This window comes from Phocoenobacter uteri (assembly GCF_900454895.1).
Classification (GTDB): Bacteria; Pseudomonadota; Gammaproteobacteria; order Enterobacterales; family Pasteurellaceae; genus Phocoenobacter; species Phocoenobacter uteri.
The window spans coordinates 1,854,254-1,872,852 of sequence record NZ_UGTA01000001.1; the positions used below are offsets into that span (position 1 = coordinate 1,854,254).

The following is an 18,599-nucleotide window of genomic DNA, read 5'->3' on the forward strand; positions in this document are numbered from 1 at the left end:
CGCTTGAAAATTAAGACTAATGCTCTCTTGTTTGGAAGAACTTCACATCAGGATAGCGTTCGTGAGCAAGGTTCAGATTCACCATTGTTGGGGCGATATAAGTTAAGTTATCACCGCCGTCTAGGGCTAAATTCTGTTCATTTTTGCGTTTGAATTCTTCAAATTTTTTCACGTCATCGCATTCAACCCAACGAGCGGTTGCGACGTTTACGCTTTCATAAATCGCCTCTACGTTATATTCCGCTTTTAAGCGAGCTACAACCACATCAAACTGTAACACACCCACTGCACCCACGATTAAATCGTTGTTGATAAGTGGACGGAATACTTGCACCGCCCCTTCTTCTGAAAGTTGTACTAAGCCTTTTAACAGTTGTTTTTGTTTTAATGGATCTTTTAAACGGATACGGCGGAACAATTCAGGGGCGAAGTTTGGAATGCCAGTGAATTTCATCAGCTCGCCTTGTGTGAAGGTGTCGCCGATTTGGATTGTGCCGTGATTGTGCAAGCCGATAATATCCCCCGCATACGCCTCGTCAGCGTGGGAGCGATCCCCCGCCATAAAGGTTAAAGCGTCTGAAATCACTACATCTTTTCCGATACGAACGTGTTTTAATTTCATTCCTTTTTCATATTTACCTGAAACAATACGCATAAATGCGACACGATCTCGGTGTTTTGGATCCATATTTGCTTGGATTTTAAACACAAAACCACTGAATTTATCTTCTTTTGCCTCAACTTTACGGGTATCTGTTTCACGAGATTGCGGTGCTGGTGCCCATTCGGTTAAGCCATCTAAGAAATGGTTTACACCAAAGTTACCCAATGCCGTTCCGAAGTAAACAGGGGTCAATTCGCCTTTTAAGAATGCGTCAAGGTCAAATTCATTGCTTGCCCCTAACACTAATTCTAATTCATCACGCAATTGTGAGGCTAAATCATCACCGACGGTTGCGTCTAATTCAGGATTATCTAAGCCTTTAATTACACGGACTTCTTGGATTTTATGTCCTTGCCCTGTTTGATACAGATAAGTTTCATCTTTGGCTAAGTGATAAACCCCTTTAAAGAGTTTTCCACAGCCGATAGGCCAAGTGATCGGTGCACAGTTGATTTTTAAAACGTCTTCAACTTCGTCTAATAATTCCAGTGGATCACGAATATCACGGTCACATTTATTCATAAATGTGATGATCGGCGTATCACGCAAGCGAGTAACTTCCATCAGTTTAATGGTTCGTTCCTCAACACCTTTTGCTGAGTCAATCACCATTAAACAGCTATCCACCGCCGTTAGCGTGCGGTAAGTATCTTCCGAGAAGTCTTCGTGTCCTGGTGTGTCTAATAAATTGACTAAGCAATCGTTATAAGGGAACTGCATTACTGAGGTAGTAATGGAAATCCCACGTTGTTTTTCCATTTCCATCCAGTCTGATTTTGCGTGCTGAGCAGAACCTTTGCCTTTTACTGAGCCAGCAGTTTGAATGGCTTGTCCGTAAAGTAACACTTTTTCTGTGATAGTGGTTTTACCTGCATCGGGGTGCGAAATAATCGCAAAAGTACGTCTTTTATCAACTTGTTGTTGTGGATAACTCATTTTATTTCCGTTTGTTATTCATTATGATTAAAAATTTAGGGGCTATTTTCTCTTATATTGTCTTTTACTACAACATAAGCGGTCATATTTGTATAAAAATTTGCAAAAAAGCCTTTTTAAATACAAAAAACATAGCAAAGTTGCTAATTTTTGTTAAAATCCACGCTTTTAATTCGGAAGGACTTTTTATGAACAAACAAGTATCAACAAATCCGGGTCCATTAGGACTTTGTGGTTTTGCTTTAACAACGTGGCTACTTAGCCTAATCAATGCGGGACATTTTGCAGGTTCAAATGTGGGCTTAGTACTAGCAATGGGATTAGCATTCGGCGGTACTGCACAAATGATCGCAGGTATGTTTGAATTTTCAAAAGGTAACACTTTTGGTTTCACTGCATTTACGAGCTATGGTGCATTCTGGTGGAGCTTCGCATTATTCAAAATCTTCTTTGCAACAGGCGTGGAAGCGTCATTCGTTGCTTGGTATTTAGTCGCTTGGGGTACATTCACCCTGATGATGTTCGTGGCTTCATTAACTAAACCTCGTGCATTGCAAACTATTTTTGCATTATTAACTATCACCTTCTACCTATTGGCAGCGGGCGATTTCACTGGAAATCACGCAATCAGCCATATCGGTGGTTACTTCGGTTATGCAACGGCATTAGCAGCATTCTACTTAGCAGCAGCAGAAATGATCAATGAAAGTTTTGGTCGTACTGTATTGCCAGTGGGTGCACCTAAGTAATTATAGATTTGTTGTAGAATAAATTTTTAATATAGAAAAAGGCGGAATAAGAAATACTTATTTCGCCTTTTTTATATGGTTATAAAACCGTTAAGCAGATTTTTCTAACTCTGCCACTTCGCTATTCAGCTCTGCAATTTTTGCTTCCATTCTGTCATAACAAAGTTGGATTAACTCATTGATATTCTCACGAGAATAGTTCGCTGTATCAATAGGTTCTAAGGTTTCACAAATCACATAACCATTATCCCAACGGTTTAAATCTATTTTGTTGTGAGTGTTAGAACATACCACTGGGACGATTGGCACACCAGCTGCGATGGCGGTATGAAACGCCCCACGTTTAAATGGAAGTAAACCACGTCCACGACTACGCGTCCCTTCTGGGAACATCCAAATTGAGATTTTGTTCTCTTTAATGATTTTCGCTACTTTGCTCATTGTTCTAATCGCACTATTGTGATTTTCACGATGAATCAAAATATTACCGCTACTCCAATAAAGTAAACCAAAAAATGGAATCCATAGAAGGCTACGTTTACCCACGCTGACCGTATTCGGTTGTACCATGGCGGAGATGGTAACCATATCGTAGTTGTTTTGATGATTTGCAATATAAATAGCAGGTTGGGTAAATTCATTTTTAGGGCGAAGAATCACTTTAATCCCCACAAAATGATGTAACCAACCCAGCATTTTTACAATAAAATGTACATTATTCGGGTTTTTAAAACGGCACAATGAATAAATTGAGCCGATTAAACAAATCCCAATCGCTAATAAAACCACGACGATAATTCGTAAAAATTTAAGCATAAAACTTAACCTTTTAATTGTGATTGAATAAACTCAACCATTTGATCTTTGGCGATCATCTGTTTTTCGCCTGTGTGACGGCTCTTATATTCAAGCTCACCATTTTCAAGACTACGCTGTCCGATTACGATGGTGTGTGGCACGCCGATCAATTCCATATCCGCAAACATCACACCTGGACGCTCTTTACGATCATCAAAAATCACATCAATATTCAAGGCTTTTAATTGCTCATAAAGGGCTTCAGCTTCTTGTTTTACTTCATCAGATTTGTGCATATTCATTGGCACAATCGCCACCGTGAAAGGTGCAATCGCATTTGACCATTTAATACCACGCCCATCGTGATTTTGCTCAATCGCTGCGGCAACCACACGAGAAACACCGATACCATAACAACCCATAATTAAGGTTTGTGGACGACCGTCTTCGCCTTGCACTGTTGCGTTCATTGCTTCTGAATATTTTGAACCAAGTTGGAAAATATGTCCTACTTCAATACCACGTTTAATCAATAATGTACCTTTACCGTCTGGACTTGGATCGCCTTCCACAACGTTACGTAAATCTGCGACTTTTGGTAACGCTACATCACGTTCCCAGTTCACATTGAAATAGTGTTTACCGTCAATGTTTGCCCCTGTGGTGAAATCGCTCATTAACTCAACGCTACGGTCGATAATCACAGGAATTGGCATATTTACAACCCCTAGTGAACCTACACCTGCACCGATTTTAGCTTTAATCTCTGCTTCATCAGCAAATTCAAAAGGTTCAGCTACTTCTGGTAATTTAATGGCTTTGATTTCATTTAAGTCGTGATCGCCACGTAACACCAATGCGATTAACGGTTGCTCTTCGCTTGCCCCTTTTACCACTAAAGTTTTAACGGTTTTCTCAATCGCCACATCAAATTGCTCGACCACTTCGGCAATGGTTTTCGCATTTGGCGTGTCCATCAATGCCATTTCTTTGGTTGGTGCGTGTTTTTCGCCCACAGCCACTGCTTCTGCTAATTCAATATTGGCTGCGTAATCCGATTCTGTTGAGAATACGATATCGTCTTCGCCACTTTGTGCTAATACTTGGAACTCGTGTGACGCATTACCACCGATTGAGCCAGTATCTGCTTGAACAGGACGGAAATCTAAGCCTAAGCGATTGAAAATATTGCAATAGGTTTGGTGCATCACTTCATACGTATTTTGTAAACACTCGGTGCTAGTATGGAAAGAGTAAGCGTCTTTCATTAAGAATTCACGTGAACGCATTACCCCAAAACGAGGACGCACTTCATCACGGAATTTAGTTTGAATTTGGTATAAATTTAACGGTAATTGTTTGTATGAGGTCACTTCACGACGAACTAAATCGGTGATCACTTCTTCGTGAGTTGGGCCTAATACGAACGGACGATTGCCACGATCATCAAAACGTAATAATTCAGGGCCGTAATCGTCCCAACGTTGTGATTCAATCCAAAGATCCGCAGGTTGAACAACCGGCATAGACACTTCAACCGCCGCTTTATTCATTTCTTCACGCACGATATTTTCTACTTTTTTCAACACTCGCAGCCCTGTTGGCAACCAAGTGTAAAGCCCTGACGCCAAAGGTCTGATCATCCCCGCACGTAACATTAACTGGTGGCTTACCACCTGTGCATCATTTGGGGTTTCTTTTAAGGTTGAAAGTAAATATTGAGTTGTACGCATTTTATATTCCTATTTTTATATGTAATTTTGAAAACTGGTGCTATTTTAAAGAAAAACCAGCAATATAGCGAAAAAATTTTTATTGGTAAACGAGTATTGTAACAAATAATTTTAATGTGTGATTATCTTTGTTCAGCACAGTTACAACATCTCGTTTTCATCACATTTTATTTTGAAAAAGTTGGCAAAGAAAGTTGCCATTTTATCGCCGTTAAACGAATGGCTAACACCACCCCTGCAGCGACTAAAATATTGATCACTCGTGGTAAGTGAGAATAATCTAATAAGCAGTACACCGATCCACCGATGATGCAAGCAGAAGCGTAAATTTCTTTTTGGAAAATAAAGGGAATTTGACCAGCAAGCACATCACGAATTGCTCCGCCTCCACAGCCGGTGAGAGTTCCCATTAGCACCGCAACCGTTGGCGAGAAGCCATAATGTAAGGCTTTTTCTGCACCGATTACTGTAAATACCGCTAAGCCGACCGCATCAGAAACGGGGAGAACATACCACGGGATACGTGTCGGTTTTTTAATAAAGGCTATCATCAAGGCACAGGTGGCAACGACGATCCAAATATAATTATTATCGGTAAGCCAAAACACTGGGGCATCTAAGATAAGATCCCGAATTGTACCGCCACCAATAGCGACCACACTGGCTAAAACTAACACGCCAACAGCATCCATTTTTAATCGAAACGCCATTGACACCCCCGACACAGCAAAAATTGCGGTTCCAAGCAGATCAAAAATATAAAGAAACATTTATTCTCCTTTAACAAGCGGTAGGATTTTGATCAAAATTTGCAAAATCGTCAAAATTTTAGCCTGATATTTTATGCCAAATTATATATAAAATCTTTAATTTTATGATTGACAGTATTTTATTTTTTATTTAAAAAGAAAAAGCACAAAAAATAATAACAGTGCGAATACTATAATAAAAAAAGGAAACACAACATGAAAAATTTAGATTGGAACAATTTAGGTCTTGAATATATCAAAACCGATTTTCGTTTTGTTGCTCGCTTCAAAGAAGGGCAATGGGAATCTGGTCAGCTTGTTGAAGATAATCAACTAACAATGAGTGAAGCCTCGCCAGCATTACATTATGGGCAACAATGTTTTGAGGGATTAAAAGCCTATCGCTGTAAAGATGGCTCTATCAATTTATTCCGTCCTGATGAAAATGCAAAACGATTACAGCGTTCTTGTGAGCGTCTTTTGATGCCACCAGTTCCAGAGGATTTGTTTATTGAGGCTTGTAAGCAGGTAGTGAAAGCAAATGAAGCGTGGCTTGGGCCTTATGGCTCAGGTGCAACGCTTTATCTTCGTCCCTTTGTGATTGGTGTTGGTGATAATCTTGGTATCAACCCTGCCAAAGAATACATTTTTTGCGTTTTTTGTACCCCTGTTGGCTCTTATGTGAAAGGGGGCTTAAAACCGACCAATTTCTTAATTTCAGACTATGACCGTGCTGCACCGCAAGGTACAGGGGCGGCAAAAGTCGGTGGAAACTACGCAGCCAGTTTATTGCCAGCAAAATTAGCCAAACAACGTCAATTTGCGGATTGTATCTATCTTGATCCTGCCACGCATACCAAAATTGAAGAAGTGGGAGCTGCCAACTTTTTTGCGATTACCCACGATAATTGTTTTGTCACCCCAGCTTCGCCATCAATTTTGCCGAGTATCACAAAATATTCATTACTCTACTTAGCCAAAGAGCGTTTAGGCTTAGAAGCAATTGAAGGTGACATTTATATTGATCAATTAGATCGATATAAAGAAGCGGGGGCTTGTGGTACAGCACTTGTGATTACACCAATTGGTGGAATTCAATATAAAGATAATTTTCACGTCTTTTTCAGTGAATCCGAAGTCGGCGAAATCACAAAAAAACTGTATAACGAGTTAGTGGGTATCCAATTTGGCGATGTGCCTGCACCAGAAAATTGGATCGTAAAAATATAAACAATGTATATTTTCATCGACCTGCATTGTTTAACCACTTTGCAGGTTTTTTTGTACAAAAATAAGATTATTTAAAATAACAGGAAGTACACACTATGACACAACAAATTTCTATTCCCAATGAGGAAATAACCACAGATTCACTGACCGCGACGCAACATATTAAAGATTTTTTATATAAATTATTATTTGGTATGGCACAGGCGGTCGTGATTGCACTTTCACCCAATGCTATTCTTGGTACAGCGTTAAAGCCTTTTGTGCATATTCCCTCCATCGCCGTATTTATGGACGCGTTGGTGGTAATGCAAGGGTTGGTTTCATTTATTACGGGGATTTTAGTCGCTCTTGCGTTTAAATTAAATCCGATGAAAGCCACCATTATCGGGGCTGCCGCCTTTGTCTCTTCGGGTGTATTAAAGCATACCGATAACGGTTTAATGCTTGTGGGGATTGGTGATCTGCTCAACGTCCTCATTTTTACGAGCCTTTCCGTGCTGATTACGCTGTGGTTAAAAGATCGCTTAGGTTCATTAACGATACTCATACAGCCTATTATCGCAGGGGCATTGGTGGGATTTTTGGGCTTAATGGCACTACCTTATATTGCTAGCGTAACTGTTGCTATTGGAAAAATGATCCTATATTTCACCCAATTACAGCCATTACTGATGAGCATTCTGATTGCTATTTCATTTGCCGTCTTGATTATTTCACCCATTTCAACGGTCGCGATTAGTTTGATTATTAGCTTATCAGGGCTAGCTTCAGGTGCGGCTAATTTAGGCGTCACAAGCACCGCTGCCGTGCTAGTGATTGGCTCGTTATACGCTAGAAATAAATCCGGCGTTGCCTTAGCGGTATTTTTAGGGGCGATGAAAATGATGATCCCAAATTTATTCAAAGCACCGATTATGTATGTCGCTTTGATATCCAATGCCATTATTGTTGGGGTGACCGCTTACTCATTCCATATCACCGGCACGCCAATTAGTGCAGGATTTGGTCTTGCGGGAATGATTGGACCTATTGAAGCCTATAACCAAGCAATCAATGCTGGGCTAGATATGCCACTGACCAGAGTTTTACTCAGTTATGCCGTTATCCCGTTCTTAGGTGCGTTCATTGTGCATTTGATTTGTTGTAAAACGGTCAAAGGATACAGTGCAAAAATTTACCGTTTTGAACATCAATAAGCTATTTATAAAAAACCCTCTAACAATTCTTAGAGGGTTTCTTTTTTGCAAAAATGTAAAAAAATATGACCGCTTATTGGTGCTGTGCTAACTCTTTCACAAAATCTTCAATATTTTGAGCCACTTTATCACACAGTGTTGTTACTGCTGACTCACTTGCCCAAGCAACGTGTGGGGTAATCAATAAATTCGGTAAACGTTTAGCGGCTTGCATTAACGGATTATCAATTTGTGGCGGTTCTTGGATCATCACATCAATCCCTGCTCCTGCGATTTGTCCGGTTTCTAAGGCATTGAGTAACGCCATTTCATCAACCAATGGACCACGCCCCGTGTTGATTAAAATCGCATTTGGTTTCATTAAGGCTAAGGTTTCAGCGTTAATCAGATTTTGAGTATTTTCTGTTAAAGGACAATGCAAGGTCACAATGTCAGCCTCTTTTAACACCGTTTCAAAAGGGGTATAACCTTCTCGGATGATGGTTGCACCTTTATGTTCCGCATAAAGCACCTTCATTCCTAACAGTTGTGCTAAACGCCCGACTTCTGTACCCAAACAGCCTTTACCAAAAATCCCAATGGTTGAGCTACGAATATCGCTAATCGGAAAATCGGCATAATAGAATTGTCCACAGGTTGCCCAACGATCTGTTAACACTTGATCTTTATGATAAGCAATCAGCTGATGTTTCAATGAAAATATCATACCAAGCACGTGTTCAGGCACGGTAACACTGGAATAGCCCGTCACATTTTTCACTGCAATGCCTAATTCTTTTGCTGCCACTAAATCCACGTTATTGGTGCCAGTTGCGGTAATTGCAATCAATTTTAATTTTGGTAAGTTCGCCATTACTTCACGAGTAAAATTGATTTTACTCATAATCACAATATCCGCCTCTTTGGCTCGCTCGTGAACTTGATCAGCTGTGGTATGGGTGTATTCTGTCCAATGATGTGGAAAAGTAGGACGAGGAATGTGATGTGTGCTTGGTATCGCAAAACTTTCTAAAAACACAATATTTAACATTGAAATTCTCCTGTTCGGTTAGATGATTTCAATTATAAAAGGCTTGTTCGATTGAGCAAGCCTTTGATGATAAAAATGTGACGTAACATTAATTTTATAATAATTCGATTTTATTATGATTATTTATTCCACGGCATTTTTTGGAGTAACATTGCCATTCCACATTTTCCCGTTACACCGGCAAAAACCAAGCCACAGCCTAAGAAAAGTGTTAATAATGTCCCCAACGTAGAACCAAAACCAATCAATGAAAATAAGATATTCAATGAACCCGCAGCGGTTAAAACTTGGCGCATTATTGGCATTTTGCCTTTGGCTTGCTCACGAATCAATGGCAATTCTGCTTTCTCCCAAGCCTCAATACCACCTGTTAGGTTATAAATATCCGCATCAGGAAATTGTTGCATCGCTTTTTCCGTCGCCATCTCGCCACGTTTACCTTTTAGGCATTGAAAAACAATTTTACGCTTTTCATTCGCAAGATGAGGAAGTTGCTCATCAAGACGGCTTAGAGGCATAAAAGTCGCTTGTGGAATACGCCATTCACTAAATTCATTCGCTTCACGCACATCAACTAAGATCGCTTCTTGATTTGCTAACCACTGTTGTAATTGTGTTGCTTCAATTGTTTTTACATTACTCATTTTTGCTCCTTAGTTTATAAATATAGCGGTATGATTTTTTCAACTTTTTGCAAAAATCATACCGTGTAGAGATTAGTTTGAGGTATCTAATTCAGGGAAAGATTTTACCAAATCGTCAATCGCTTTCATTTGAGCAACAAACGGCTCTAATGCGGAAAGTGGTAACGCAGATGGACCGTCACATTTTGCTTGATTTGGGTTAGGATGGGCTTCTAGGAATAATCCTGCTAACCCAATCGCCATTCCTGAGCGTGCAAGTTCGGTTACTTGATCACGACGACCACCAGAGGCTGCACCAAATGGGTCACGGCATTGTAATGAGTGGGTTACGTCAAAGATAACAGGTGCACCTTGTGAGGCCTTTTTCATAATGCCAAAACCTAACATATCTACCACTAAGTTATCGTAACCAAAGTTTGCACCACGATCGCATAAAATCACTTTATCATTGCCACATTCTGCGATTTTTTCCACGATATTCCCCATTTGTCCAGGACTTAAAAATTGTGGTTTTTTCACATTGATAATCGCCCCAGTGCGAGCCATTGCTTCCACTAAATCTGTTTGGCGAGCTAAGAAAGCAGGAAGTTGAATAATATCCACAACTTCAGCAACAGGCTGACATTGATAAATTTCGTGTACATCTGTGATGATTTTCACACCAAAAGTGTCTTTCAATTCTTGGAAGATTTTTAAGCCTTCGTCCATACCCGGTCCACGATAAGAGTGGATTGACGAGCGGTTTGCTTTATCAAATGACGCTTTGAAAACGTAAGGCACGTTTAACTTTTGGGTGACTTCAACATATTTTTCACAGGTTGCCATTGCCATATCACGGCTTTCTAATACATTCATTCCACCGAATAACACAAAAGGTTTGTCGTTACCGATTTGGATATTATCGAGTTGGATTACTTTGTTTTTCATAAAAATTCCTTAAAGTTAGGTAAATGTTAGTGTACTTTATGATCGTACGTTTGACTTAATAATGTCGGCATTTCAAGTTTGAGCATCAATGCTGAAGGATCTTCTGGGCATTGCTCAATAAAATAATTGAGATCTTTAGCAGCAGCATCAAAGCAGTCTAAACTGGCTAACACCATACCACGATCTCGAATTTCGTAAGGATCATCAGGGGTGAAAATAAGACGATATTCAATCAGTTTTAATGCTTTTTCATATTGCCCCTCACGAGTCAGAGCCATTTTAGTGACGGTTTCTAAACGCTCTAACAGTTCATTGAGTTCCGCAATTTTAGTAAATTCAACGGATAAGGTCGTTTCAAAACCAAACTCGCCCTCTAACCATTTTTCTAATTGAGAAAAAGAGAGGAATTGTCCGTCCCAAGGATTGATAAAGCGAGTAGTATGTTCGCCTTTATCACTGATAAAATCAGCTCGTAGCACCAATTGTGTTGGAAAATTAACAGGATAAATGGGTAAGTCTAGGGCAGCAGCTAAATAAAGCACAACAGCCCCTAATGAAACAGGCATTCCTTGTTTGCTTTGCAATACTTTGTTGATAAGCAGATTATCATAATAAAAATATTCTTGATGATCGCAATAGAATCCCCACATACTATACACTAGCTCTAACAATTGATTGATACGTTGTTCGTGCGTTTCACCATTCACCAGATATCTTGCTTTTTTGACGAGGGCGGACATCTGTCCAAACACTTGTGGCTCAGTCAGATCATCTTCAATCATTATTGTGATTCTCACTAGCTCTTTGTAGAGAAATTGCTTTAATTCTTTTTGCTGTTTTGTCTGTTTATTCATTACCTTTTATACTCAATGAATCGTAGGTGCGATATTCGCAGGCTTGCTTGCGTATATTCGCCCGTTGCTAGATATAAAATTATTCTAAAATATTTTATTCTGCACATTCGAGAGCATATACGCAAAGCACCTTTGCCAATGCTCCCCTACAAAATTTTATACTGGTTTTACCTTAATATCGCCCAAGTAACGCGGTCATTATTGCCGTAATCTTTTTCTGTTTTTGGTTCGTGCCACAAGCTATCTGAAAATAATTGTTGTACTTGTTCTGCCTGCTGCCAACCGTGTTCGAGGAACAATCCACCTTCTGATTTCAAATAAAGCGGTGCATTTTTGATGATTTTTTGCAAATCGCTTAATCCTTGCTGTTCGGCAACTAAGGCTGAAAGCGGTTCAAATCGTACATCGCCCTGTGTGAGATTTTCATCTTGTTTATCAATATAAGGCGGATTACTTACAATAATATCAAAAGTATCATTTTGCAAACTATCAAACCAATCACTTTGTAAAAAACTCACCTGTGAAAAGCCTAAATTTTGGCGGTTTTGTTGTGCCAATTGTACTGCATTTAACGATTTATCAACACCGATAATTTGAGCCTTTTTCCCCAACTCACTTGCCAATGCTAAGGCGATAGCTCCAGTGCCTGTACCTAAATCTAAAATTTGCAAATTCTCACAAAAATCTAACCGCTTATAAGCAAAATCAAGGGCGACCTCAACGAGCCTTTCCGTATCAGGGCGAGGAATTAAGGTGGATGTTGCCACTTTTAGAGGTAATGACCAAAACTCTTTTTCCCCAATAATATACGCCATTGGTTCGCCTTGTAAACGGCGTTGCAGTAATTCGGCAAGTTGCTGTTGCTCTGCATTGGATAATTCGGTTTCTGCAAACGCAAAAATACTCGCTTTGGAACGCTTCGTCACAAATTGTAACAGTAAATTTGCATCCGTTTTAGGATTTAGATAAGGGTCAAACTGACAATTTTTTGCAAGTTCTGCCGTCGCACTATTCAGCCATTGGGTATAGTTCATCGTTATGTTTAGTTAAAAAAATAATGGAGGTATTGTATCAGACAAAAAAGGTAGCACCTAAATTTATAGATGCTACCTGTGAGTTTTCGGCTTTATGTGTTGTTATTTTTTAATTATTTGCCGATATGTTGTGTTTGCTCACGTTCAAATTAAGCAGGTACTTTCTGTGTTTTTGAGATTGCAAAACCAATCACTGCACCTACTACTGCAAATGGTAGCCATTCCATTGAGTACATTTTAAGCGGTAAGTTTGCCACTAAATCTGAACCCATTACAGATAAGATTGACACTACAGTTACTAATACGATTGGCACACCTCTTGCTAATCTTGATAACGGCATAACTAAGTTTACTAATAATACTAGCATTGCTGTCATTGAGATTGGGTAAAGGATCAATAACACAGGGATTGATTTGCTGATTACCGCGTTTAATCCTTGGTTCGCTAATCCAAAACCGATTAAAGTAAATACGATTGCGTAAGTACGGTATGAGATTTTCTCAAATACACTGTGGAAATAAGATGCGGTTGCAACCACTAAACCGATTGATGTTGTTAAACACGCAAGGGTTACGATTAAACCAAGTAAGCTTCTACCTAACTCGCCAAAGGCTTGCATTGCAGCATTGTTTAAGATGAACACACCTAAGTTTTGTCCTGAGTCTGCAACTTCACTGATCGTTTCTGCACTCAATGGCATTTTGTTACCGATCCAACCGATAGCGATATAGATGATACCTAATGCAACAGCGGCAATTGCACTCGCTGCGGTCGCTTGCTTAGTTAAACTTTCGCCTTTTCTCGCTTTAGCACGAATTGCATTCATTACCACAACTGAGAAAGCGAAGGCTGCTAATGCGTCCATTGTTTGATAACCTTCAAGGAAACCGTCAACTAATGGTGTTTTCATTGCAGTTGTTGTATGAACAGCTTCGCCACCCATCAACAAACTCATTGTTCTAAGCACTAACGCGATGATTGAAACTAAAAGCACTGGTGTTAAGATTGAACCAATGCGATCCACCATTTTGGTTGGATTTAAGCTCACCCATAATGTGATACCAAAATAAGCAAGGGTAAATAGAAATAATGAAACAGGATCAACTTCGCCAATAAATGGAATCACCGCCATATCAAACGCGGTCGCTGCTGTACGAGGAATCGCAAAGAATGGTCCGATTGTTAAGTAAATTGCCCCTAAAAGTAATAATGAGATCCAAGGGTGGATTTCTTCTAATGCTTTTTTATAACCACCTTTGTAATGTGTTGCCACAAGAATACCTAATAGTGGTAAGCCTACACCTGTTACCACAAAACCAATGATCGCTGGCCAAAATGCCACGCCACTATCCAATCCCAATTTAGGTGGGAAAATTAAGTTACCTGCTCCAAAAAAGATAGCAAATAACATAAATCCCACAACAAATACATTCTTGTTCATATAAAACATCTCCGATAAATTAGTTAAGGCATCACTGTAACATAAAAAATTCACATTACTAAACCAAAATAATTTATCACATCAGATGAACAAAACAGGTTTTTTTATAAAAAAGAGGATTTAGTACATTTTATCATTAGAAAAACTAATGATAAAACAAGCGGTCATATTTTCTTAAGAATTTACAAATTGCAAAATCGTAAAAAAATATGACCGCTTATAAAGAATTTTATATTAAATGAATGGGAGGTGTGTTGCTCATTAAATCCTCCCGATAAAAAGATAGCTCAATATTTAACTAATTTTAACTGCTTTATATTGACTGATTGGATTAGCAATAAATTCACGGGCAGCAATAATTTGTAATTCATATTTACCGCTTTGTTGAGTTACGCTCATCACATCATTCACTGCATTTGCAGTGTGTTCAAATGCTTCTAAATCTGATTTACCATTAAGTAAATTTGCTAAGAAAATACCACTGGTTAAATCGCCCACGCCCACAGGATCTTTAGCTTTAAATTCGTGTAATGGGCGGCTGATATGCCAAATACCTTCTTCATTTGCAAGTAACATTTCAAATTGGCTTGGATCTTGCCCAACCTTGCTCAAATGTTTAACCAAGACTTTTTTCGGCCCTTTTGAACGAATCACTTTTACTGCTTCTAAGGCTTGGGCAAAGTTTTCTACTTCTAAGCCTGTTAATTCACGTAATTCTACTAAGTTTGGAGCAATAATATCTGCTTTTGTCATTGCTTCATCACGCAAAAATTCCGCCACACCATCAGCCACAATACAGCCTTTATCAGGGTGTCCCATTACAGGATCGCAAAAATAAATTGCATTTGGATTTATCGCTTTAATTTTCGCTACGGCATCTAAAATTGCACTACCTTGACTTGCGGCACCGATATAACCTGATAAAACAGCATCGCATTCACTTAACGAATCAATATTATCAATACCTTGCACAATTTCGGTAATTTGCTCTTGTGGAATCACCATACCTGTCCATTTGCCATATTGAGTATGATTTGAGAATTGCACCGTATTTAATGCCCAAGTATCAACTCCCAACATCTGCATTGGAAAAACCGCCGCTTTATTGCCCGCATAGCCATAAACGACGTGAGATTGAATTGATAGAACGTTTTTCATAATAAGATCCTTATTTTCTAATAGGAGGATGGTGACAAATATAAGTAAATTTTTATATAAATCTATCCGCTTATATTAAGTACCATAACTCATTAGTCGAGTATAACGGCGTTCTAAAAGTTCGTCTGATGACATTACATCTAAATCTTCAAGATCGTCAAGCAAGCGTTGCTTAATATTTTTTGCGATTAAGTCAAAATCTTTTTGAGCTCCACCTAATGGTTCTTCAATGATGCTATCAATCAGTTTTAATTCTTGTAAACGGGTTGCTGTTAACCCCATTGTCTCGGCAGCAACAGAAGCTTTTTCAGCATCTTTCCAAAGAATTGAGGCACAGCCTTCTGGGGAGATAACCGAATAAACTGCGTACTGTAACATATTGATTTTATCGCCAACACCAATGGCTAATGCACCACCTGAACCACCTTCACCAATAACAGTACAAATTACTGGAACAGATAATTTAGACATTTCACGTAAGTTGTGAGCGATTGCTTCTGCTTGCCCACGTTCTTCTGCACCTACACCTGGATATGCTCCTGGCGTATCGATAAAAGTGATAATTGGCATTTTAAAACGTTCTGCCATTTTCATTAGGCGTAATGCTTTACGATAACCTTCAGGTGCTGGCATACCAAAATTACGCATGACTTTTTCTTTAACGCTACGTCCCTTTTGATGTCCAATAACCATGACTGGACGTCCATCAAGACGAGCCATTCCACCAACAATCGCACGATCATCAGCATAAGCTCGATCGCCTGCGAGTTCATCAAATTCAGTAAAAATACGCTCAATATAATCTAATGTATAAGGGCGATTCGGATGGCGAGCCATTTTTGTGATCTGCCACGCATCTAAATCTGCAAATGTTTTTGTTGTAAGTTCATTACATTTTTTTTGAAGACGTTTAATTTCATCATCAAGATTGATTTTATCATCATTTGCTGTGGTAGAACGCAGAGCGTCGATTTTTGCTTCAAGTTCAGCAATAGGTAGTTCAAAGTCTAAGTATTCTTGTGTCATTCTGTTTCCTTTTTTGAGAAATACGACAAAACGTGGCTATTTTAGTATGTTTGAGATTAAATGTGTGAAAAAATTTAGTATTTTTATATTTTTAATGGTGAGGATAGGTTATAGGATTATAGCTGTAAGTATGAGATTTTATAATAATCGAGCATATTTCTATGCTCGATTTAGTATAATTTATATTAAATGAGTATTAAGACCAAATACGCTGTTTAGCTTGGTAGCCTTGAGGAACGGTTACTTTATCATCAAAGGTTACAAATTCCCACGCATTTTCATTTGCAAGAACAGCTCTTAATAATTGGTTGTTTACTGCATGTCCTGATTTATAAGCTGTAAATTCGCCAATAATATTGTAGCCGCACATGAATAAATCACCGACAGCATCAAGCATTTTATGGCGTACTAATTCATCAGGGAAACGTAAGCCATCTTCATTTAAGATGCGGTATTGATCTAATACAATCGCATTATCCAGACTTCCACCGAGTGCCAAGCCCATTGATTGAAGCATTTCGATATCTTTCATAAAGCCAAAAGTTCTTGCACGACTTAATTGTTGAATAAAGTTTTGGGTTGAAAATTCCATCTGATAATGTCCAACATCTTTGCTGATTGCTGGGTGTTCAAAATCAATAGTAAAATCTAATTTAAACCCATTGTAAGGTTTTAATTCCGCCCATTTATCTTCATTTTCTACACGTACTTTTTCTTTAATGCGAATGAATTTTTTTAGTGCGTTTTGTTCTTCAATACCAGCATCTAGCAATAGATAAATAAATGGACTTGAACTTCCATCCATAATTGGAATTTCAGGTGCATTTATTTCTACAATGATATTATCAAGTCCAACTGCCGACATTGCCGCATTTAGGTGTTCTACGGTTGAAATTTTTACACCATCATCATTGATCATACAAGTACAAAGTTGAGTATCACGGATATTTTCAGCGTTTGCTGGGAAATATACAGTTGGCTCTAGATCTGTTCGTGCATAGATCACACCTGTATTCTCAGGTGCTGGACGCAGGGTAAGAGTCACTTTCTTACCACTATGTAATCCGATCCCTGTTACTTTTACAGATTTTTTAAGTGTTCTTTGCTTGATCATATATCTTCCTTTGCTTGTATTACTTTAATTTATGTTTGTTTATCTTTTTAAGAGATCTTTAAATGATGTCGGTGTAACTAACTCTTCAGTATTGATTGAATGAGGTGTATTACTTACTTTATGGGTTGTTCCTTGCAAACTATCATAAGGATTTGGGTTAACGCTTACACGAGGCTCTCTCGATTCAGGACGAGACATTAGAGCTGGTTGTTTGATAACCTCTGGTTCAGTATTTCCGAGACCTGTTGCAACAAGTGTTACGCGAATTTTACCTTCCATTTCTGGATAGATAGTAGTTCCGAAAACAACGTTAGCATCTTCTGATGCATATTCATGGATAAAGTCCATTGCGTCATAAATTTCACCAAGCTCAATATCCATTCCAGACGTGATGCTCACAAGGATACCTTTTGCTTCACTCCAATCGACATCTTCTAATAATGGACTTGCGACTGCTTCTTGTGCTGCTTTTTCTGCACGACCACTATCACTATCACCTTCACCAACGCCAGTTCCCATCATAGCACGACCAGTTTCAGACATTACTGTGCGAACATCGGCAAAGTCTACATTGATTAAGCCTGGTGACGTAATCATATCGGTAATACCAAGAACTGCGTTACGCAATACATCATTTGCAGCTTGGAATGCGTCAAGCATTTTAATATTTTTAGGAAGAACTTTTAATAATTTATCATTAGGGATGATAATTAGAGAATCAACATATTTAGAGAGTTCAGCGATACCCTGTTCTGCATAATTTAAGCGTTTACGGCCTTCAAATCTAAATGGTTTTGTTACCACTGCAACGGTAAGAGCAGGGTTTTCCATATTTTTAGCAATTTCAGCGATAACTGGAGCAGCACCAGTTCCTGTACCACCGCCCATTCCAGCAGAAATGAAAACCATATCTGCACCTGAGAGCATATTGGCTAAGGCATCTCTGTCTTCTTCGGCAGCCTGACGACCAACATTAGGGTTTGCACCAGCACCAAGACCTTTGGTGATTTTATCTCCAATTTGAATGGTTTGGCGTACAGAGGCTTTGCGTAATGCTTGTGCATCCGTGTTGACTGAGAAAAACTCAACACCACTTGCATCACCATTTTCATCTTGATTTTCAACCATATGGTTTAAAGCGTTACCGCCACCACCACCAACACCAATAACTTTAATTACTGCATCTGGTGTATCTTCGTATATTGGCTCAAACATTATTTATTCTCCCTAATGTAAATGTATTACATTTATGCTGTATATCTAAAAATATCACTTATTTTGATTTTTAATTGGATATAACTTTATATTCAATTTG

16 protein-coding genes and 1 pseudogene are annotated in these 18,599 nt (G+C 38.9%); 3 read left to right on the forward strand and 14 right to left on the reverse strand.

The window, feature by feature from the left end:
- Positions 1 to 16: 16 nt before the first annotated feature.
- Positions 17 to 1,600, reverse strand: a complete 1,584-nt coding sequence (gene prfC / locus DYE60_RS08555) for a peptide chain release factor 3 (protein WP_115316180.1) — start codon at positions 1,598 to 1,600, stop codon at positions 17 to 19.
- Positions 1,601 to 1,788: 188 nt separating this feature from the next.
- Between prfC and DYE60_RS08560 the strand changes: the two genes are divergently transcribed.
- Complete coding sequence (locus tag DYE60_RS08560) at positions 1,789 to 2,349, forward strand: acetate uptake transporter (RefSeq protein WP_115316181.1); 561 nt, start codon at positions 1,789 to 1,791, stop codon at positions 2,347 to 2,349.
- A gap of 90 nt (positions 2,350 to 2,439) precedes the next feature.
- Here the strand turns inward: DYE60_RS08560 and DYE60_RS08565 are convergent, their stop codons facing one another.
- The 3 genes from DYE60_RS08565 to DYE60_RS08575 form a co-directional block, all read right to left on the reverse strand.
- Positions 2,440 to 3,165 carry a 1-acylglycerol-3-phosphate O-acyltransferase gene (locus DYE60_RS08565; RefSeq protein ID WP_115316182.1) on the reverse strand — a complete coding sequence of 242 codons (726 nt, stop codon included), beginning with the start codon at positions 3,163 to 3,165 and terminating at the stop codon, positions 2,440 to 2,442.
- Positions 3,166 to 3,170: 5 nt separating this feature from the next.
- On the reverse strand, positions 3,171 to 4,880 hold the full coding sequence (proS, locus tag DYE60_RS08570) for a proline--tRNA ligase (protein ID WP_115316183.1): 1,710 nt from the start codon (positions 4,878 to 4,880) through the stop codon (positions 3,171 to 3,173).
- Positions 4,881 to 5,047: 167 nt separating this feature from the next.
- Positions 5,048 to 5,650 carry a trimeric intracellular cation channel family protein gene (locus tag DYE60_RS08575; protein WP_115316184.1) on the reverse strand — a complete coding sequence of 201 codons (603 nt, stop codon included), beginning with the start codon at positions 5,648 to 5,650 and terminating at the stop codon, positions 5,048 to 5,050.
- 186 nt (positions 5,651 to 5,836) lie between these two features.
- Here DYE60_RS08575 and DYE60_RS08580 point away from each other — a divergent pair.
- Together DYE60_RS08580 and DYE60_RS08585 are read left to right on the forward strand one after the other, a co-directional pair.
- Positions 5,837 to 6,859 (forward strand): annotated as a pseudogene (locus tag DYE60_RS08580) (branched-chain amino acid aminotransferase); the annotation flags it as partial.
- Positions 6,860 to 6,954: 95 nt separating this feature from the next.
- On the forward strand, positions 6,955 to 8,055 hold the full coding sequence (locus tag DYE60_RS08585) for a PTS sugar transporter subunit IIC (protein WP_172460395.1): 1,101 nt from the start codon (positions 6,955 to 6,957) through the stop codon (positions 8,053 to 8,055).
- 73 nt (positions 8,056 to 8,128) lie between these two features.
- Here the strand turns inward: DYE60_RS08585 and DYE60_RS08590 are convergent, their stop codons facing one another.
- From DYE60_RS08590 to ftsZ, 10 genes are all read right to left on the reverse strand, one after another.
- Positions 8,129 to 9,085 (reverse strand): 2-hydroxyacid dehydrogenase, encoded by a 957-nt coding sequence (locus DYE60_RS08590; RefSeq protein ID WP_115316186.1) that lies wholly within the window; start codon positions 9,083 to 9,085, stop codon positions 8,129 to 8,131.
- A 119-nt stretch (positions 9,086 to 9,204) separates the two neighbouring features.
- On the reverse strand, positions 9,205 to 9,729 hold the full coding sequence (locus DYE60_RS08595) for a rhodanese-like domain-containing protein (protein ID WP_115316187.1): 525 nt from the start codon (positions 9,727 to 9,729) through the stop codon (positions 9,205 to 9,207).
- A 72-nt stretch (positions 9,730 to 9,801) separates the two neighbouring features.
- The gene (kdsA, locus tag DYE60_RS08600) at positions 9,802 to 10,656 is read right to left on the reverse strand and encodes a 3-deoxy-8-phosphooctulonate synthase (protein ID WP_115316188.1); all 855 of its coding nucleotides are present in this window, start codon (positions 10,654 to 10,656) and stop codon (positions 9,802 to 9,804) included.
- Positions 10,657 to 10,682: 26 nt separating this feature from the next.
- Positions 10,683 to 11,510, reverse strand: coding sequence for a SirB1 family protein (locus tag DYE60_RS08605; RefSeq protein ID WP_115316189.1), 828 nt, complete (start codon positions 11,508 to 11,510; stop codon positions 10,683 to 10,685).
- Positions 11,511 to 11,677: 167 nt separating this feature from the next.
- Positions 11,678 to 12,544, reverse strand: coding sequence for a peptide chain release factor N(5)-glutamine methyltransferase (gene prmC, locus DYE60_RS08610; RefSeq protein ID WP_115316190.1), 867 nt, complete (start codon positions 12,542 to 12,544; stop codon positions 11,678 to 11,680).
- Between the two features lie 149 nt (positions 12,545 to 12,693).
- Positions 12,694 to 13,986, reverse strand: a complete 1,293-nt coding sequence (brnQ, locus tag DYE60_RS08615) for a branched-chain amino acid transport system II carrier protein (protein WP_115316191.1) — start codon at positions 13,984 to 13,986, stop codon at positions 12,694 to 12,696.
- Between the two features lie 294 nt (positions 13,987 to 14,280).
- Positions 14,281 to 15,144, reverse strand: coding sequence for a pyridoxal kinase PdxY (gene pdxY / locus DYE60_RS08620; RefSeq protein ID WP_115316192.1), 864 nt, complete (start codon positions 15,142 to 15,144; stop codon positions 14,281 to 14,283).
- Positions 15,145 to 15,219: 75 nt separating this feature from the next.
- The gene (gene accA, locus DYE60_RS08625; RefSeq protein WP_115316193.1) at positions 15,220 to 16,170 is read right to left on the reverse strand and encodes an acetyl-CoA carboxylase carboxyl transferase subunit alpha; all 951 of its coding nucleotides are present in this window, start codon (positions 16,168 to 16,170) and stop codon (positions 15,220 to 15,222) included.
- A 196-nt stretch (positions 16,171 to 16,366) separates the two neighbouring features.
- Positions 16,367 to 17,284 (reverse strand): UDP-3-O-acyl-N-acetylglucosamine deacetylase, encoded by a 918-nt coding sequence (gene lpxC, locus DYE60_RS08630; protein ID WP_115316194.1) that lies wholly within the window; start codon positions 17,282 to 17,284, stop codon positions 16,367 to 16,369.
- A 39-nt stretch (positions 17,285 to 17,323) separates the two neighbouring features.
- On the reverse strand, positions 17,324 to 18,499 hold the full coding sequence (ftsZ, locus tag DYE60_RS08635; protein WP_115316195.1) for a cell division protein FtsZ: 1,176 nt from the start codon (positions 18,497 to 18,499) through the stop codon (positions 17,324 to 17,326).
- Positions 18,500 to 18,599: the final 100 nt, after the last annotated feature.

Excerpts from the sequence above, each read along its gene's own strand:
- DYE60_RS08605 (WP_115316189.1), bottom strand. The coding sequence starts at position 11,510 with ATGAATAAACAGACAAAACAGCAAAAAGAATTAAAGCAATTTCTCTAC.
- DYE60_RS08565 (WP_115316182.1), bottom strand. The coding sequence starts at position 3,165 with ATGCTTAAATTTTTACGAATTATCGTCGTGGTTTTATTAGCGATTGGG.
- proS (WP_115316183.1), bottom strand. The coding sequence starts at position 4,880 with ATGCGTACAACTCAATATTTACTTTCAACCTTAAAAGAAACCCCAAAT.
- accA (WP_115316193.1), bottom strand. The coding sequence starts at position 16,170 with ATGACACAAGAATACTTAGACTTTGAACTACCTATTGCTGAACTTGAA.
- prmC (WP_115316190.1), bottom strand. The coding sequence starts at position 12,544 with ATGAACTATACCCAATGGCTGAATAGTGCGACGGCAGAACTTGCAAAA.
- ftsZ (WP_115316195.1), bottom strand. The coding sequence starts at position 18,499 with ATGTTTGAGCCAATATACGAAGATACACCAGATGCAGTAATTAAAGTT.
- DYE60_RS08595 (WP_115316187.1), bottom strand. The coding sequence starts at position 9,729 with ATGAGTAATGTAAAAACAATTGAAGCAACACAATTACAACAGTGGTTA.
- DYE60_RS08585 (WP_172460395.1), top strand. The coding sequence starts at position 6,955 with ATGACACAACAAATTTCTATTCCCAATGAGGAAATAACCACAGATTCA.
- brnQ (WP_115316191.1), bottom strand. The coding sequence starts at position 13,986 with ATGAACAAGAATGTATTTGTTGTGGGATTTATGTTATTTGCTATCTTT.
- lpxC (WP_115316194.1), bottom strand. The coding sequence starts at position 17,284 with ATGATCAAGCAAAGAACACTTAAAAAATCTGTAAAAGTAACAGGGATC.
- prfC (WP_115316180.1), bottom strand. The coding sequence starts at position 1,600 with ATGAGTTATCCACAACAACAAGTTGATAAAAGACGTACTTTTGCGATT.
- kdsA (WP_115316188.1), bottom strand. The coding sequence starts at position 10,656 with ATGAAAAACAAAGTAATCCAACTCGATAATATCCAAATCGGTAACGAC.
- DYE60_RS08575 (WP_115316184.1), bottom strand. The coding sequence starts at position 5,650 with ATGTTTCTTTATATTTTTGATCTGCTTGGAACCGCAATTTTTGCTGTG.
- pdxY (WP_115316192.1), bottom strand. The coding sequence starts at position 15,144 with ATGAAAAACGTTCTATCAATTCAATCTCACGTCGTTTATGGCTATGCG.
- DYE60_RS08560 (WP_115316181.1), top strand. The coding sequence starts at position 1,789 with ATGAACAAACAAGTATCAACAAATCCGGGTCCATTAGGACTTTGTGGT.
- DYE60_RS08590 (WP_115316186.1), bottom strand. The coding sequence starts at position 9,085 with ATGTTAAATATTGTGTTTTTAGAAAGTTTTGCGATACCAAGCACACAT.